Annotated in this window: 14 protein-coding genes; 10 read left to right on the top strand and 4 right to left on the bottom strand. The window is 59.8% G+C overall.

What is annotated here, in order from left to right:
* The first annotated feature begins 38 nt into the window (after positions 1 to 38).
* From PLJ71_02995 to PLJ71_02985, 3 genes are all read left to right on the top strand, one after another.
* On the top strand, positions 39 to 782 hold the full coding sequence (locus PLJ71_02995) for a hypothetical protein (GenBank protein HQM47623.1): 744 nt from the start codon (positions 39 to 41) through the stop codon (positions 780 to 782).
* A gap of 218 nt (positions 783 to 1,000) precedes the next feature.
* Positions 1,001 to 2,446 (top strand): dicarboxylate/amino acid:cation symporter, encoded by a 1,446-nt coding sequence (locus tag PLJ71_02990; protein ID HQM47622.1) that lies wholly within the window; start codon positions 1,001 to 1,003, stop codon positions 2,444 to 2,446.
* Positions 2,436 to 3,080: an HAD family hydrolase gene (locus PLJ71_02985; GenBank protein HQM47621.1), complete on the top strand. Its 645-nt coding sequence runs from the start codon at positions 2,436 to 2,438 to the stop codon at positions 3,078 to 3,080. The genes PLJ71_02990 and PLJ71_02985 overlap by 11 nt, the downstream gene beginning before the upstream one ends.
* A 22-nt stretch (positions 3,081 to 3,102) precedes the next feature.
* On the opposite strand, the gene PLJ71_02980 is transcribed toward PLJ71_02985, so the two are convergent.
* On the bottom strand, positions 3,103 to 6,207 hold the full coding sequence (locus tag PLJ71_02980) for a PAS domain S-box protein (protein HQM47620.1): 3,105 nt from the start codon (positions 6,205 to 6,207) through the stop codon (positions 3,103 to 3,105).
* A gap of 600 nt (positions 6,208 to 6,807) precedes the next feature.
* Between PLJ71_02980 and PLJ71_02975 the strand changes: the two genes are divergently transcribed.
* Together PLJ71_02975 and PLJ71_02970 are read left to right on the top strand one after the other, a co-directional pair.
* Positions 6,808 to 8,637 carry a carbon starvation protein A gene (locus PLJ71_02975; GenBank protein HQM47619.1) on the top strand — a complete coding sequence of 610 codons (1,830 nt, stop codon included), beginning with the start codon at positions 6,808 to 6,810 and terminating at the stop codon, positions 8,635 to 8,637.
* A gap of 55 nt (positions 8,638 to 8,692) precedes the next feature.
* Complete coding sequence (locus PLJ71_02970; GenBank protein HQM47618.1) at positions 8,693 to 9,796, top strand: sialidase family protein; 1,104 nt, start codon at positions 8,693 to 8,695, stop codon at positions 9,794 to 9,796.
* A gap of 23 nt (positions 9,797 to 9,819) precedes the next feature.
* Here the strand turns inward: PLJ71_02970 and PLJ71_02965 are convergent, their stop codons facing one another.
* On the bottom strand, positions 9,820 to 10,218 hold the full coding sequence (locus PLJ71_02965) for a response regulator (GenBank protein HQM47617.1): 399 nt from the start codon (positions 10,216 to 10,218) through the stop codon (positions 9,820 to 9,822).
* A 375-nt stretch (positions 10,219 to 10,593) separates the two neighbouring features.
* Between PLJ71_02965 and PLJ71_02960 the strand changes: the two genes are divergently transcribed.
* From PLJ71_02960 to plsY, 5 genes are all read left to right on the top strand, one after another.
* Positions 10,594 to 11,055, top strand: a complete 462-nt coding sequence (locus PLJ71_02960; protein ID HQM47616.1) for a hypothetical protein — start codon at positions 10,594 to 10,596, stop codon at positions 11,053 to 11,055.
* Between the two features lie 4 nt (positions 11,056 to 11,059).
* Entirely contained in the window at positions 11,060 to 11,452 is a 393-nt protein-coding gene (locus PLJ71_02955) for a response regulator (GenBank protein HQM47615.1), read from the top strand.
* A 252-nt stretch (positions 11,453 to 11,704) separates the two neighbouring features.
* Positions 11,705 to 12,256 (top strand): CDP-alcohol phosphatidyltransferase family protein, encoded by a 552-nt coding sequence (locus PLJ71_02950; GenBank protein ID HQM47614.1) that lies wholly within the window; start codon positions 11,705 to 11,707, stop codon positions 12,254 to 12,256.
* On the top strand, positions 12,256 to 13,599 hold the full coding sequence (gene der, locus PLJ71_02945; protein ID HQM47613.1) for a ribosome biogenesis GTPase Der: 1,344 nt from the start codon (positions 12,256 to 12,258) through the stop codon (positions 13,597 to 13,599). Before PLJ71_02950 ends, der begins: the two co-directional genes overlap by 1 nt.
* The gene (gene plsY, locus PLJ71_02940) at positions 13,596 to 14,219 is read left to right on the top strand and encodes a glycerol-3-phosphate 1-O-acyltransferase PlsY (protein HQM47612.1); all 624 of its coding nucleotides are present in this window, start codon (positions 13,596 to 13,598) and stop codon (positions 14,217 to 14,219) included. Before der ends, plsY begins: the two co-directional genes overlap by 4 nt.
* A 5-nt stretch (positions 14,220 to 14,224) precedes the next feature.
* Here plsY and PLJ71_02935 read toward each other — a convergent pair whose 3' ends face one another.
* Both PLJ71_02935 and PLJ71_02930 read right to left on the bottom strand, forming a co-directional pair.
* Positions 14,225 to 14,545 carry a hypothetical protein gene (locus PLJ71_02935; protein HQM47611.1) on the bottom strand — a complete coding sequence of 107 codons (321 nt, stop codon included), beginning with the start codon at positions 14,543 to 14,545 and terminating at the stop codon, positions 14,225 to 14,227.
* A 295-nt stretch (positions 14,546 to 14,840) separates the two neighbouring features.
* Positions 14,841 to 15,110: an acyl-CoA-binding protein gene (locus tag PLJ71_02930; protein HQM47610.1), complete on the bottom strand. Its 270-nt coding sequence runs from the start codon at positions 15,108 to 15,110 to the stop codon at positions 14,841 to 14,843.
* Between the last annotated feature and the right edge of the window lie 198 nt (positions 15,111 to 15,308).

Here is a 15,308-nt window from a genome sequence, read left to right as displayed (position 1 = left end):
GACTGAAGTTGGAGACCGCAATCGGGAAGGAAGAGGCAATGGAATGTTCCAAGTGCAATTTCCGGAGTGCCATAGGCTACTGCGGCATTACGCACGAATTGCTCTGCGAGGAATGCGGCGTCCATTGCGACCAGTGCGGCATGTTTGTGGGCGCCGAACATGTCTATGAGACCCGCAAAGGCGTGAAACTCTGCCCCAAATGCCAGGACGAGCGCAGAGCGCGCAAGTCGGACAAGCACAAGAAGCATCCTCACGATCGCGAGCCTGCCCCGGCACAGAAGGGAAGCGACACGAGTCTGGCCGCGCTTGAGAGTGAAGCCCCTCTGCCCGGCGAGCTCGAGGACGAAGAGGTGGCGGCTGACGAGGTGGTGCTGAGCCGCAGCGGGTACCGGAAATGGCAGCCCTGGCAGTTCAGCATGCTTCTGGCCGTTTTTGGCGTGATTGGCGCCACCCTGATCATCGTCTTTCCTTCGTTTCGGGGTATTACGCTGGGCGATGGGTCCTATTTCCCCATGGCCTATATCGTGGTTTTTCTGCCCATCCTTGCCTTTGTGTGGGCATTCATCGGCCTGACCTACGCGAAGTTCTGGGAAGACCGGGAAAAGTGCCTGGCAAGCTCGGGGCTTGGCATTCTGGCCATCATCATGCTGTTCGGCTCGTGGTTTACGGACCCTGTTCGATATGTGGAGCAACAGACCGAAATCGCCGTCAAAACGCGCGACGACATGAATTCCAAAGAACTTGACCGATGGCGCGAAGGCGTTCTGGACCGGTACCGCTAGCCAGGGGCATCGACATGACTTGGATTGCGGAAGTCTACGACTTCTTTCTGGCAAATAAGTGGTGGTTGGTGGCCTTGATTCCGCTGGTGCTGGCGGTTCTTGCGGTCAAGCTCTCGCGATAATGCATCTTCCCATCGGGCGGCGCTTATCCAGGGGTGCTTCCCGCTGACAATTCTCTCATCGCGGTTGAAACACGACTTGAGGAGCAGGGTATCCGGATGAGACGCACCGTGTTTGTTCTCGCGGGCATCCTTTTGTTGGGCGCGTTCTTTGGAATTGCATCCGTACGCACGCAGGAAGGTTCTGTCGACTGGCCCGCAGCCGCCGTTCGCGCGGGCATCGCGACCGCCGCCATGGCGGTGTTCTTTCTCCTGTTTCCGCGCTGGTTCAAGCTTCCCACGCAGATCTTCCTGGCGATGGCGGCCGGCGTGTTCGCGGGATGGGCTTTCAAGGTCATGGGCGCGGAATCGTTTGCTGTCGACTACCTCAATATCTTTGGCACGATATTTATCCTCTTGCTCAAACTCGTCGTTACGCCGCTCATTTTCGTCTCGATCATATGCGGCGTTTCGGGGATCGGCAACCCGCGCAAGCTCGGCTCAGTCGGGTTCAAGGCTATCGCGTACTACCTTATAACGACATGCATAGCGGTCCTGATAGGGATGGCGTGCGTAAGCGTGATCCGCCCCGGGGCAGGCAAGAGCGAGCTGCAATTGTCGCAGGGCGCGCTTTCGCCGGCTCCGGGAACATCCGCGGAAGGCCGTTCCGTGGGCCGTCTCATCCAGGAAGAAGCACTGCCGGCGGTCATCGAAAATCCCATCATGGCGGGCCAGAATCCGTTGGCCGTGATTTTCCTCGCCATCCTGCTTGGGGGCGCCCTTGCTTCGCTGGGCGCTCGCGCTCGGGCCGCTCTCGATGTGTTTCGGGTGCTCGACAAAGCCCTGATCCAGCTTGTGCTGGGGATCATGTATCTTGCGCCTATCGGCGTGTTCACATTGATGAGCAAAGCCATCGCTGAACTCGGCATCGACTATGTCGTATCCCTCGCCTGGTACGTGGTGACCGTGGTGACGGGTCTGGGACTGCATTTCGCGCTTCTCGTATGCGTCGTGCTGCCCCTTGCGGCACGCGTTTCGCCGTGGCGATTCATTGCAGGCTTTGCCCCGGCCATCGAACTTTCGTTCAGCACCTCGTCGAGTTCCGCAACGCTGCCCGTTACAATCGATTGCACGTCGCGGCGCATCGGCGCCGATGAGAACATCGCCAATTTCATGCTCCCCATTGGCGCCACGGTAAACATGGACGGTACCGCTCTTTATCAGGCCGTGGCGGTTTTGTTCATTGCGCAGGTTCTCAACAAAGACCTGACAATTGCCCAGCAGTTCGGTGTATTCTTGTCGGCGATCATGGTCTCGATTGGCACTGCGGGCATACCGGGCGGCAGTATTGCGTTGATGCCCCTGGTGCTGAAACAAGCCGGCATCGGCGCCGAGTACATAGGTATCATTATCGGCGTAGACCGGTTTCTCGACATGTGCCGGACCGTAGTGAACATCACGGGTGACAGTGTGGGCGCACTCGTCGTGTCGCGGTCGGAGGGCGCAATCATCAAACCCCGCTCCAGCGGTGGCGCGTGTGAAGACGGAGACTGCCTTGCGGATTAGACATATCGTTTGGGACTGGAACGGCACGTTGCTCGACGACCTCGAACTGTGCCTGACGGCCCTGCATGAATTGAGCCGGGCCAGGGGAATTCCGCTGGTCGATCTGGCCACCTATCGCGAGCGATTCACGTTCCCGGTCATCGAGTATTACAAGGCCCTCGGTTTCGACCCTTCGCCCGAAGCCTTCGAACAAGCTGCGCGCGAGTGGATCAAGATGTATAGCGAGAATGTCTATTCGGCTGCCGCCCTGTACGACGGCGCCGTCGAAACGCTCGCGCGGCTTCGCGATGCCGGGTTGCGCCAATGCCTGATTTCGGCGCACCAGCATGACATGCTGCTCCACGCCGTCAACCATTTTGGCGTGACGCAGTACTTCAATACGATCCGCGGCCTCCACAATCACTATGCCGAGAGCAAGGCCGACTTGGGAAGGCAATGGCTGAGCGAGACCAATCCGCTTCAAGACTCCGTGCTCATGATTGGAGATACCCTGCACGATTTCGAAGTGGCCGGGGAATTGCGGGTCCGATGTGTCCTGGTCGCTCAGGGTCACCAATCGGAAAGCCGCTTGCGCGCAACCGGAGCGCCTGTTCTTGCCTCGATCCGCGATGTCCCCGCCTTCTTGAACATCTGACGCTCTGCGGAGACCGTTCACGCTACGAATCGAGAATGCTGCGCACCTTCTCGGTCAGGGTTTGGACGGTGAAGGGTTTCTGCAGAAAAGCGGAGTCAGCTCCCGGGCTTGAGCGGTCGGAGACGATCTCGTTCAAATAGCCGGACATGAACAGCACCTTCATCCCGGGCTGACGGGGCGCCAATTGCTCGTACAGTTCCCGTCCGTTCATCCCAGGCATGACGATGTCGGTTAACAGGAGCTGGATAGGCTGGCCGCAGCTTGCCGCCACCGCAAGAGCTGTTTCTCCATCCTCGGCGGTCAGCACCACGTAGCCGTGCCTTTGCAGGACGTTGCTGGTCAGATCCCGCACCATCTCCTCGTCTTCGACTACCAGAATCGTCTCTGTGCCTCGGGCGTCAGTGTCCGGAACCTTGGGTTGCGCATCTCTTTCCGGTGCTTGGTCTACGGCAGGGAAATACACCTGAAAACGCGACCCCTTCCCCGGAGTGCTCTCCGCGGAGATGTACCCGCCATGCTGCTTTACGATGCCGTATACGGTTGCGAGACCAAGCCCCGTGCCTTCTCCGGCAGCTTTCGTAGTGAAGAAGGGGTCAAATACGCGGTCGAGTACTCCGGACTCCATGCCTGTTCCGGTGTCCGAAACGGATATCGTGCTGTACTCGCCCGGCGCGGGACAATTGGGCGGTTGGCCGCGGTCGGGCTTGTCGATGATGGCGCAACGCGTGGCGATGGTCAGTATCCCGCCGTCGGGCATGGCGTCGCGCCCATTGACGACCAGGTTCATCATGATTTGTTGAACCTGAGAGGCGTCCGCCTGCACGGGCCGCAAGCTATCATCCAGTTCCAGACGCAGTTCGATGCGCTCGCTTATCAAGCGCTCGAACATCGGCCCCATTTCCCGAAGAACCGCGTTCAAGTCGATCACGCGCATTTCCATGATCTGGCGCCTGCTGAACGCGAGCAATTGCTGCGTCAGATGGCTCGCCCGCTCGCCCGCTTGCCCGATCTCATGAATCATCGCGTACTTCGGGTCGCTGGAGTCCATGCCGCGAAGGAGCAGATCGCTGTACGATAGAATAACCGACAAGATGTTGTTGAAGTCATGGGCGATTCCGCCCGCGAGAAGCCCCACCGACTCCATGCGTTGTGCCAGCATCAACTGCTGCTGCAGTTGCTTTTCTTCGGTCACGTCCTGCACCGTTCCCAGGACTTTGGAGATGCGCCCCGCATCGTCTTCGACGCCTTGCGCAAGCGAATGCACGGTACGCGTGGTCTTATCGGTTTGCCGGATGATGCGGTATTCGACATCGTAGGTATCCACCGCACCACTCACAAAATCGCCGAACGCCGCCACGATACGGTCTCGATCGGCCGGATGAATCACCTCGCTGAGCTCCGTCAACGTCACTGCTTCGATGTCTTCGGAGAATCCGAAGATCCGGCTTGTCTCAAACGACCCGCGCAGCTTCCCGTCGGAAACGTCATAATCCCAGCTCCCCACATGAGCAAATTCCTGGGCGCGCCTGTATTGTTCCTCGCGCCGCTGCACGGCCTCGATGAAGAAACAGCGGGTAATGAAGGTCCCTGTTTCCGACGCAACGGCCGTTTCCGCCTCGAGCGCGTCACGGTTCTCACGGCCGCTTGACGATGCCAGCACCAGATATCCTACGAGCCGGTCGCCGGACACGCACGACACCACGTGCGCGCCTTGATAGTTCCGCAGCTCGGGCACGGCCAGAAAGTCCCACGCCAGGGAACCGAGCGCTACGGGCCGCCCCGCGGACAGTGCCGCCAACACATCTTCTTCTTCTGTGGGCAGGCTTTCCAGGGCCTTTGCGGCGGCGTATGGCAAATGCTGGCGCGCGCGCAGAACCGGCCGCCCGCGGGTAACCACATAGACTGCGCCCTCTCGCCACCCCGCCATCTCCATCACTGTCTGCAAGGCCTCGTTAAGACCCGCATTCAGCGACTGCGCGCTATCGAGCGTCTTTGCCAGCCCCCGCATCCGCTCGTGGAGATGCGCCGCGCGGGCAAGTGCGGTCTCGGCTTCTTTGCGCCTCGTAATGTCCCGCAACGACCCCACAACCCGGGGAGGCGCGTCCTGCGTGCCGGCAACAAGAGTCGCCGAGATGCAAAAATCGGCTTCGCGGCCGTTGCCCAGCCGAAAATGCATATCAAGGCCCTCGACGCGGCCCTGTTCGCGGATACGTCGGCGCAATTCCGCGCGTTCCTCGGGGCGCGCATAGAAGTCATCGGCAATTCGTCCGATCACTTCTTCGCGGGACAAGCCTGTCACGCGCTGCACCGACGGGCTCACGTCCAGAATGCGGCCTTCGGGACTTACCTCGAAATAGACGTCGTCCACGTGTTGGAACATCCGTTTGTACCGGCCTTCATCGGCCACGCGGCCCCGGCGCAGGCGGACGGTCTCGAGCATGTCGCGCGTGAGAGCCTGGTCTATCAACAAGACCATGCCAAAATACGCGTACTCAATAAGGTAAATGAATTTATACATGCCCACGGTGACGGCCATATCGTTGGCGACACCGAACACAAACAGCAAGATGGCCCATAACAAAACCCGCGCCTTGGTCTTATGGCCGGCCCGGTAAAAACGCAGGCAAGCCCGTAGTATGTACGCCAGGAAAACAAGGCCTATGGCGCTGGTAATCTCGACCAGCGGCCCCGGCGCCATCTCTTGATACACCACGTGCCAGCCAAACGGAAGGTTTATATGCTTCACGGAAGGGCGATCGCCCGGCCAGGAAAGACCGCTGCGGTCAAACCACAACACCAGACTGCTCAGCGCGTAGTAAATCGAGAACGTGTTGCGGATGAAACCCGCAAGCTGCCCCGTGTACAGCGAGATGAACCACACGAACGCAATCGCTGCGTAGATGACCGCCGTGACCTGCAAGCGCTGCCAGAACTGGCCGTCTTCCGGTGACGCGGCACTGTACAGCCCTGCCGTGGCCGCGGCATACAGCGCGATAAACAAACACGTTACGGCAAACGCGAGGTGTTCACGCCGGTCACGAACGCGGAGATATACAAGGATGTTGTGGGCGCACATGCATACCACCGCGCCGGCCATAAATACCGCGGGTATTGAGACGATGCTCATGGCGTTCCCCTATCCTCGCACACCCGGCACTCCCACCCCTCAAGCTCGAACATCGCACATGTCACGGCGTCACCGCCTCGCCGATGAACGGTCAAACCTGCATCATTATGCCTCATGTGGCGAAATCATGCACTTACCATCGCAAATACTATACACGGCGCGGGGCAATCTGAGGGGTATTTGTGTCCAGAAAGAAGGGACCCCACGGACCGAAGAAACTCAAGAGGGCGCGGCCTGCTGAGAGCAGACTCCCCCCGGGACCGCCGGGGTCCAGCCCGGCGAATCCGGCATCCCCACCTCTGGCGCGCCTTGATCGGGAGCACCCGGAAGAGCCGGTTTCAGCCAACGGCGGCCGCGGCGCTCCTTTTTGTTCCCGGGGTCCCTTGGTCTCCGAATCCGTCGTTTTCGTCCGCGGGGACCAGACACCGGGGCCACGAAACGACACCATGCCGCCCACGCCACAGGGGCGGAGCCACGGGTCACGTCCCAGGCCTGACTTTCACAATGCGCCAGCCTCGCGGTATACTGGATTCCATAGATCCGGGGCTCGTTCTTCTTCGCATCATGAGCCTTGTTCTACCGCTGGAGGGATTAGCAGAGATGACAAGCATAATGATAGCGCTACTTTCAGGCGTCGGATTCGTCATTGCGTACCATACATACGGACGATTTCTAGCCCGGAAGATATTCCGTCTAGACCCCAACGCGCTCGTTCCCTCGAAAGGGATGGAAGACGGAGTCGATTACGTTCCCACGCGCAAAGAGGTCCTGTTTGGCCATCATTTCACATCGATAGCCGGGACGGGGCCGATTGTCGGGCCTGCCATTGCCATATTCTGGGGCTGGCTGCCGGCGTTGTTGTGGGTGGTGTTCGGGTCCATCTTCATAGGCGCTGTGCACGATTTCGGCGCTCTGGTGGTATCTGTCCGCTCGCGGGGCCAGTCTATCGGGGACATCGCCGGCCGAATGATATCCCCCCGGGCCCGCGTGCTGTTCTTGATAGTTCTCTTCTTTGTGCTCATGGTCGTGATTGCCATCTTCGGGCTCGTGATTGCCGTCATTTTCTCGATTTATCCCCAGAGCGTGCTTTCGGCCTGGGTGGCCATGCCCGTGGCGGTGGCCGTGGGCTTCTGGATCTACAGGTACGGCGGCAACTTGCTCTTGCCCTCGATCGGGGCTCTTATCATCCTGTATGCTGCCGTCGCAGTCGGCGTTTATCTGTTGCCCGTCGACCTCAGCGCGCTACTCGGCATCCCCCTGTTCGCAGGCACCGAAGTGGGCTTTTTCAGCGGGTTGAAATCGGTCGTGGTTATATGGACGGCCATCCTTCTCGTGTATTGCTTTTTCGCGAGCGTGCTCCCCGTCTGGACGCTCCTGCAGCCGCGGGATTACATCAATTCCCACCAGCTTATCGTGGCACTGGTCCTCCTGGTATTGGGGTTGGTGGTAGCCCAGCCGGAGATGGTGGCCCCCGCCATTAATGCCGACGTGCCGGGGGACGCCCCGCCCTTGTTTCCTTTCTTGTTCATTACTGTGGCGTGCGGCGCGGTTTCAGGATTCCATTGCCTGGTATCGTCAGGCACGTCATCCAAGCAGCTCCGCAACGAAGTGGATGCCCAGTTCGTAGGATACGGCTCGATGCTCATGGAGGGCGCACTTGCCGTGCTGGTGATTGTGGCGTGCGGCGCGGGGCTCGGCCTGGGTGTCATGCAGGATGGCCATGCGGTCACGGGCACAGCCGCGTGGTCCGCTTATTACGGCGGCGGGTGGGGGGCCATGAGCGGCCTCGCGCGCCAAGTTGGCGCGTATGTCGAAGGCGCGGGAAACCTGATTGCTGCTCTGAAGATCCCGCTCCCCCTGGCCAAGGGGATCGCCGCGGTCATGATCGCATGTTTCGTCACGACCACCCTTGATACGGCCACTCGTTTGCAGCGCTACATCGTGCAAGAACTGGCGGGCGTGGTTCGCGTTCCAGCGCTGCGCAACAAGTATGCCGCGACCCTGGTGGCGGTCCTCACGGGGGGAGCGCTGGCTATGATCCCGGGCCCGAACGGACCCGGGTCGGGCGGCCTGATCCTGTGGCCGTTGTTCGGCGCCATCAACCAGCTTCTCGCCGGACTGGCCTTCCTGGTAGTCGCCTTCTACCTTATCCGCCACAGCCGCCCGGCGTACGTGCTCGCAATCCCGCTTGCGATCATGGTAATCCTGCCGGCCTGGGCCATGGGCACGAACGTCGTCACGTGGTTGGGAAAATCGAACTGGCTGCTGGCCGCAATTGGCAGCGCCGTGTTGCTCCTCGAAGCCTGGATGATCCTGGAAGCCGCGCTCATGTGGCAACGCGCCAGAGGCGTCTTGCCCGAGCCCCTGCCGCCCATCGAAACCGCATCCGCCAAGGCCCGGGCAGCCAGCGAAGGCGGCAGAGGCTGCTGAACACGCCGGGCCCGTCGAAAAGGTCTTCGGCCAGACCCTGGAGAAAGATTGCGTCATGAAGCATGTTGCCGTTCTTGCAGTTACGTGTGTGCTGAGCCTTGTTGCCGTCGCGGCGGAACCCGAAGGGCCTCAGCGCGTCCTCGTCTTGTCGCCCGGCGCCGGCAATTCGCGCAATTCCGAAGGCGATTTCATCCAGTTGAACGACGGCCGGCTGCTCTTCGTCTACACCCATTTCACCGAAAGCGGGAGCGACCATGGCGCGGCTTTCCTGGCGGGACGCGTCTCGACCGATCGCGGCAAGACGTGGTCCGGCGAGGACATCGTTATTCTTGCCAACGAGGGCGGCATGAACGTCATGTCGGTGTCACTGCTGCGGCTTCAGACAGGGGAGATTGCGCTTTTCTATCTTCGCAAGAACTCGACCAGCGACTGCCGCCCGGTCATGCGCATCTCGAACGACGAGGCGAAGACATGGGGCGAGCCCATCCTGTGCATCGAGCCCGCAGGGTATTTTGTGGTCAACAACGACCGCGTGACCCAGCTCGAGAGCGGCCGCCTGGTGATTCCCGCCGCGCGCCATAGCCTGCCCGGCGAAACCTTCAACAGACGCGGCCAGGCGATGTGCTACCTCTCGGACGATGGCGGCAAGACGTGGGGCCCGAGCCAGTCGATCCTCGATGCCCCGAAAGACAGCCAGTCCGGCCTTCAGGAACCCGCCGTCGTTGCCCTCAAAGACGGGCGCCTCATGATGTTGTGCCGCACGGACCAGGGTTGTCAGATGCGGTCATTCTCGACCGACCAGGGGCTCACCTGGACTCCAGCCGAATTGACCAACATCATGAGCCCGGTATCTCCCGCCACCATCGAGCGCATTCCCGCGACAGGCGACCTGCTGTTGTTGTGGAACGATCACAGTAGTATTGATGCCTCTTTGAAAGGGAAACGCACTCCGTTTGCCGCGGCCATCTCGCGAGACGAGGGTCAGACGTGGGGAAACGTGCGCATGTTGGAAACAAACCCCGACGGTTGGTACTGCTATACAGCCCTGGAATTCGTGGATGACGCGGCCTTGGTCGCCCATTGTGCCGGCGATTCCACGGTTGGCGAACTCAACCGCACGCAGATCCTCCGCGTGCCGCTGGATTGGTTCTACGGCTAATAGCAACACGGAAAAGCAGGCGGTCAGGCGTTCGCTGCGGCGGCAGACGGCCGCAGCAAGGCACGCACCTCTTGCTCAAGGGCGCTCAAGGGCATAGGTTTCGCAAGTATCTTGTCAGCCTGGCAGCCTTCCGCCAAATCCGCCCGGGTCGCATACCCCGTCAACACAATAACCGGCACCGCCGGATTGAAGGCCTTGATTAGCCGGATAGCGTCGATACCGCCCATCTTCGGCATTTCGATATCCATTGTGACCACGTCGAAGAGCCGGTCCCTGCACTTATTGACGGCTTCCAAACCATCGCGGGCAATGTCCACCATAAACCCGCGGGCCTTGAACCACTGCGAAAGCACCTGCACGACGACCTCATCATCGTCCGTAACCAGAATAACCGGCATGCGTACCATTTGTCCGTTCACCATCTGAGCCAAGCCTTCACCTCTACGGCACCTCTTGGAGCCCCTTTTTCTTAACTCGGGCCGGGGGTCTATCAATATACGGTTGCCAATGCGCCGCATACCACTATATGCTGTAATTGTATCCACGCCGCCCGTGTTTGTCAAACAATATTTCGTAACTTATTTGATTTTATTGGATAATATATGTGTCGTGCGGATTGGCCTTTCTGCCCGTACTCCCGGGAATACCGCAGATACTGCACAGGGCACTGGAAAACCTTGTCAAGTTACGGTATGTTAAGAGTATAGGAAGGACAGAAGTGTTCCGTCAGCCTTGGAGCGCCCGCCGCTATTCTGTGTGCGAGCGTTGCTTGAGGCCGACGGGCAGGGGAGCGCCACATGGCCGATGAAATGTTCTTTTCTACCGACAGCAAATCGCTGCGCCGCGGGAAACGGGTAGCTCCCCGCACGGAAACCTGCCGCCCGTGTCTGGTTTGGCCCGAAGACGCGCCGGATGTGCACATGCGCGGCGTCATCCTGGACATCAATGCGTACGGGATGCTGGTGCGCATGATGGAATCGTTGCCGCCGGGCATGCACGTCCACGTCCAACTTATGCGCGATGACGAATTCCGGGAACCTCTTACCAAGCCGGTCATGGGTCTGGTGGTGCGCAATATTCTTCAAAGCGATGGTTTCGTGGAGCACGGAATCCAGGTTCTCCAGGATAAAGTCTCCCGTCAGGAAGCCAAGCCGTTGCGTAAACCACTGCGCAAAACGCGACTGCGGCAACACGAGCGAACACGTATGCATACACGCGACCTGCATGCCGCGGGCCTCAAACAACGCGGAAGGGAGTAGGACATTGGCCAAGCCGAAAATCCTGATCGTGGACGATGAGCCGGATGTGGTCAGCCTCATCGAGCGCGCACTTGAAAACGAAGGTTTCGAGAGCGTCGCGGCCTATGACGGCATCAGCGCCTTGGATATTGCAGAGTCCGAGGAACCGGCCCTTATCCTGCTGGATATCATGATGCCCATGATGAGCGGCTACGAAGTATGCCAACACCTCAAGGCAAACCCGCAGACCCACCATATCCCGGTTATCTGTGTCACCTCAGCCCACACGGCTGAGGCCATGGTGCGGTGCCGGCAAGCTGGCGCAAACGGCCTGCTTACCAAACCGTTTTCGCCCGCCGAACTGATTGCCCAGATCAAACGACAAATCGCCAAGGCAGAAGAACACGAGAAAACGTAACACCCGTGGCACCCAAGATTCCGCGAAGCAAGACCGGGTGACCTGTCCCAAGCGTATTCCCCGTGCGCGATCGTTAGGGGGCCCGCGAGGGGGCCCGCAAGGGGCATTGAACCGTCCGGGGGAGGGATGATATAGTCTGGCAGGCAACTTCCTGTTTCACAACCGTACAAGAATCAAGGGGTTGCGATTGCCTGGGCCCCGGGGCTGACATGGGGAATTACGGGCTGCATCGGTCCGGTCAGAGGCGCCATCGTGACCATCGCGAATTGGATCACCATCGCCCGGTTGTTGTCGATACCCTTTATTGGGTGGAGCGTCGTCGCGTATACGGCGGTCCAGCCGCACTGGCGGGTCGTCGCGCTGGCCGCGTTTCTGGCGGCTGCCCTGTCCGATGCGGTCGATGGGTTCATCGCGCGCGTATTCTGTCAGAAATCGCGGCTGGGCGCGATCCTCGACCCAATCGCCGACAAGCTGCTGATTAACGTCACGCTGGTGTTTCTCGCGGTGAATGAGACGTTTGCGCATCCCGTGCCCCAGTGGTTTCCGGCGCTCGTGCTTGGCCGCGATGTGGTGATCAGCATGGGCGCATATGTTCTGAGCGACTTTTTCCAGATATTGCGGGTACGGCCGCGGCTTACGGGGAAGCTTACGACGGTTTTCCAGTTGGCCTATATTGTGGCCGTCTTGTTGGCGTGTAATCTTGCAGGCGGCCTTCTCTATGCGGCCACTGCAATGACAATCATCTCCCTGATAGACTATTTCATTGAAGGCTTGCGTCAAGCACGGCGCAAAGGAGCAGCGTGATGGCGAAGGCCCCGGCATTGCCCCTTGTCGCCATTTGTGGCCGCCCCAACGTGGGCAAGTCCACGCTGTTCAACCGCATCGTGGGAAAGCAGAGAGCCATCGTCCATTCGGAGGAGGGCATCACCCGGGACCGCACGTACGGCACTGCCGAGTGGCTCGGAAAGAAGTTTCGCCTGGTGGACACCGGCGGGGTCGTCGAGAATCCTCTCGACCCCGTATCGCACAAGGTCCAGGAGCAGGTGCGGGCCGCCCTCGAAGAGGCGGATGCCATCATCTTCGTCGTTGATGGGCAGCAAGAGATTACCCGGACGGACGAAGAACTCCGCGACGAGCTCTTCAAGTATGGCAAGCCCGTGTTTGTGGCCGTCAACAAACTGGACAACGAACGCTTGCAGATTAACCTTGCGGACTTCTACGTCCTTGGGCTCGGGGAACCGCTGCCTGTTTCGGCCGGACATGGTTTGGGAATTGAGGATTTGGTGCGGGCTGTCATCGGAGTTCTTCCCGAAAACGCCCGAGCAGCCGCCGAAGAGCACGAGCCGGGCACCAAGGTGGCCGTGATCGGAAAACCCAATGTCGGCAAATCGTCTCTGGTAAACGCCATTCTCAACAGGGAGCGCACGATCGTCGACGAGAAACCCGGAACCACCCGCGACGCCATAGATATAGACTTTGTGTGGAATGATCGGGCATATGTTCTTATCGACACGGCCGGTATGCGCCGCAAAGCGGGCATCAAGGAGGCCGTCGAGCACTTCAGCGTGAGCAGGTCGTTGCGGGCGATCCGCCGCGCCGACGTATGCCTGGTGCTCATCGACGCCACCGAAGGCGTTACCGAGCAGGATAAACGCATCCTCTCGTATGTACGCGAAAATGGCGCCGGCATGGTGCTCGTGTGGACCAAGTGGGATTTGATCGAGGATAAGGACCGGCGTTTCAAGGAACTGGCCGAAGAGATGAACCTGAAAGCCCCGTTTCTGAACTACGTGCCCTCGATCACGATTTCCAATATCACGCGGCAACGGCTTTTCAAGATTTTCGATCTCGTGGATATGGTGCGCGCGGAATCGGAAAAGCGCATTACCACGCCCGACCTGAACCGCTTCTTCGAGGAGTTGCGCGGCCAAGAAGCCGCCGGCTCCCAGAAAGGGAAGCGGGCCAAGGTACTGTACGGCACGCAGACCGGGGTGAAACCCGCCGCGTTTTTGCTCTTCGTCAACCAGAAGCGGCTGTTTCATTTCAGTTATCTGCGTTTTATCGAGAACCGGCTCCGGGAACGGTTTGGGTTCCAGGGGGTGCCGCTCCGGCTTGAACTGCGCGAGGAAACGAGGGAACGCCGATGACGTGGCAGACGGGCGCAGCCATCGTCCTCTCCTACGTTGCGGGCTCGATACCTACGGGCCTGTGGTTCGGAAAGGCGCTTCGCGGCGTCGACATCCGCGAGCACGGCAGCCGTAACATCGGCGCCACCAATACTCTGCGTGTCCTTGGCAAGAAACTGGGCGCCATCGCGCTTGCAGGCGATGTTGGGAAAGGGCTTGTAGCGGTTCTAGTCATCGCCCCCTTGCTGAGTGACTGGCCGTATGCGCCTCTGGCTTGCGGCGTGGCCGCTATCGTGGGTCATATCGCTTCCGTATTCGTTAAATTCAGGGGCGGGAAAGGCGTGGCGACGAGTACCGGCGTATTCCTGGCCTTGACGCCGGTCGCCACCGTAATCGCCGCGGGCGTGTTTGCCGGTGTGGTGTATGCCACCCGAATGGTGAGCGCGGGCAGTCTGTCCGCCGCAACGGCGCTGCTCATCGCGGTGTATGTACTGCCTCACGAATGGGCGACGTACCCGACCCACGCCTTGCCCCAGGGATGGGCCCTGCGCGCCGTTGCAACCGCCGTAGCGGTGCTCGTTTTCATCCGCCACCGGGCCAATCTACAGCGCATTCTGAAAGGGGAAGAGAACCGTTTCTGAACCGGCTATTCGCCGTTGGAGGCCTCTTCTTCGTGGTTCGCGGACTGCGAATCCGGGGGTATATGCGGAATGCTCGATGGCATGTCTTTTCCGGCATGCCCCCACTTGAGCTTGTAGCGAAGACGCACCCGCGGTTCCCCGCTCTTGACGTCCACGTCCGCATGCAATCGGTCTTTCCCTACCTGGACCTTCGGCCGCCCTTCTTCGTCGGCGCGGACAGTCACCGTGTCGCTCTCATCTCCCAGGAGAATCTCTTGAGCCTGTTTCCGCGCCTTGTCTTCGGCCATTGCATCCCTGGTCTTGTCATGCCAGGTTTCGGTGAACACAGGAGGGGACTCCGTTGTGTGCACGCACCCAACGATGAGGAGAATGAACAGTGATATGGCCACCACCCTCGGCATCTTGACGGCGGTCCTCTCATTGACGAATAGCCGCAGCTTCTTATTACTAATTATACCGCGCGGAACCCGAAGTCTTAAGTTTCTCTTGCCTGTTTTTCTGAAACGGGCAAGCATTTCCAGGAGCCTGCTTCTCGTACCGCAAGGCGCTCGCCGCAAGCGGATTCGGCACGCCCCGCAATGGCTTCCGGGGAGAGCCTTTCGTTCGTGCGGTATGCAGAGCCTACTCGTTGGCTTGCTTCAGTTCCTTCACGAGAGTTATGTAGGCTTGCTTTGCCTCGTCCTGGCTCAGACCTTTCAGGGCTGTCCACGCGTCATGTTTGGCCTTACCCACGAAATCCGTCATGCCCGGGCGCGGCCTGGCGCAATCCCCCTCCTTGCCCTGCTTGTACAGCGCATACAACCGCAATTTCGTGGCACTGTCGGGTTCCTCAGAGAGCCGGGTCGCCTCCGCAGCCGCTTTTTCGAATTCAGCGTCAAGAAAGTTTGCCATCGCACCTCTCCCCATGGCTGACATGCTGCATCTCGTTCCAGCTCCATCGTTGTACCCCAACCACTTCAATCGTGCAAGCGGGGTGACATTGCCGGGTCTCGCGCGCAGTGCAGCTTCTTGAGGCCCCGAAATGCAGGTACTGCCGTCTTTCCTGTACGCAGACGTCTTCTGGAACAGCCACTCTCGCCCCCGGACGCA

The organism is Candidatus Hydrogenedentota bacterium, from assembly GCA_035416745.1.
GTDB lineage: Bacteria > Hydrogenedentota > Hydrogenedentia > Hydrogenedentales > SLHB01 > UBA2224.
Note: the sequence above shows the minus strand (reverse complement) of the source record. Positions and strands in the feature narration are given on the sequence as shown.